Annotated in this window: 2 rRNA genes; both read right to left on the bottom strand. The window is 48.9% G+C overall.

From position 1 onward, the window contains the following. A 23S ribosomal RNA gene (locus tag M3197_RS17145) occupies positions 1-772 on the bottom strand; the annotation flags it as partial. 392 nt (positions 773-1,164) lie between these two features. Beyond that, a 16S ribosomal RNA gene (locus M3197_RS17140) occupies positions 1,165-1,261 on the bottom strand; the annotation flags it as partial.

The raw sequence follows: 1,261 nt of genomic DNA, 5'->3' as shown, positions 1-1,261 counted from the left end.
CCAGTAAGTGTTACCTTACCTTCACCCTGGACATGGGTAGATCACCTGGTTTCGGGTCTACGACCCCATACTCATTCGCCCTATTCAGACTCGCTTTCGCTGCGGCTCCGCATTCTCTGCTTAACCTTGCATGGAATCGTAACTCGCCGGTTCATTCTACAAAAGGCACGCCATCACCCATTAACGGGCTCTGACAACTTGTAGGCACACGGTTTCAGGATCTATTTCACTCCCCTTCCGGGGTGCTTTTCACCTTTCCCTCACGGTACTGGTTCACTATCGGTCACTAGGGAGTATTTAGCCTTGGGAGATGGTCCTCCCGGATTCCGACGGAATTTCACGTGTTCCGCCGTACTCAGGATCCACTCTGGAGGGGATGAATTTTCGGTTACGGGGCTTTTACCCACTCTGGCGGACCTTTCCAGGTCGCTTCGCCTAACTCATCCTTTTGTAACTCCGTATAGAGTGTCCTACAACCCCAGGAAGCAAGCTTCCTGGTTTGGGCTTTTCCCGTTTCGCTCGCCGCTACTCAGGGAATCGATTTTTCTTTCTCTTCCTCCGGATACTTAGATGTTTCAGTTCTCCGGGTCTGCCTCGTATTTGCTATGTATTCACAAATACGTACCATCCTATTAAAGATGGTGGGTTTCCCCATTCGGAAATCTTCGGATCAAAGCTTACTTACAGCTCCCCGAAGCATATCGGTGTTAGTGCCGTCCTTCTTAGGCTCCTAGTGCCAAGGCATCCGCCGTGCGCCCTTTCTAACTTAACCAAAAAGTTAACGTTCTTCTTTCATTCAGCGATGAATGAAAAGAAAGAACAAAAGAATCGCTGTTCGGCTCACTACGAATAGTGTCCGACTCGGTTGATTGTCTTGATTTGTTGCTTCAATGTCGTTTTATCCAGTTTTCAATGAACAAGTTTGAAGATATTTATCATAATCCAGCTGCAACAGCCAGTCTCTCGGTCATAAGCCAGCTTGCCTGTGCGGCACAAATCGCCGCTTCGCCAATCCGTCTTATGTCTGCCGAGCCTAAACGGCTGTTTCCGCTTTTTGATAAACCTTCAAAACTGAACGCAAAATGTCAACGTATGAACCAGAGGTTCATTTCCGAATGTGCAGCTTCATCATCACGAGGATGTTCCACTGACATATATCCTTAGAAAGGAGGTGATCCAGCCGCACCTTCCGATACGGCTACCTTGTTACGACTTCACCCCAATCATCTGTCCCACCTTCGGCGGCTGGCTCCCGTAAGGG

It is taken from the genome of Sporosarcina aquimarina, from assembly GCF_023715615.1.
GTDB classification, from domain to species: Bacteria; Bacillota; Bacilli; order Bacillales_A; family Planococcaceae; genus Sporosarcina; species Sporosarcina aquimarina_A.
This window is presented reverse-complemented; position numbering and strand designations above follow the sequence as displayed.